The sequence below is a fragment of the Monashia sp. HAY1-5C genome, assembly GCF_056755255.1.
Genome location: NZ_JBPGXG010000536.1, coordinates 1 through 253, shown reverse-complemented (window position 1 = coordinate 253; position 253 = coordinate 1). Strand labels below are relative to the sequence as shown.

The window sequence follows — 253 nt, the reverse complement described above, 5'->3', positions numbered from 1 at the left end:
CCCCCCCCCCCCCCCCCCCCCCCCCCCCCCCCCCCCCCCCCAACCAAAACCCCACCCCCTAAATGTAGCTCCGTCTCGTGGGCTCGGAGATGTGTATAAGAGACAGGTGTATCGGCGCACCAGCGGCAAGGAGCCCGACACTCTGTGGATCGCGACGGGGCTCAAGGCCACCGACTGGGCACCCGCACCCAGCCGCACGGACGGCGTGCTGTCTCTTATACACATCTGACGCTGCCGACGACGGAGAGAGTGT

1 protein-coding gene is annotated in these 253 nt (G+C 68.0%); it reads left to right on the top strand.

Features of this window, described 5'->3' with window-relative positions:
- Nucleotides 1–91: 91 nt before the first annotated feature.
- Nucleotides 92–229 carry a hypothetical protein gene (locus ACR9ZK_RS22690; RefSeq protein WP_481344183.1) on the top strand — a complete coding sequence of 46 codons (138 nt, stop codon included), beginning with the start codon at nucleotides 92–94 and terminating at the stop codon, nucleotides 227–229.
- Nucleotides 230–253: the final 24 nt, after the last annotated feature.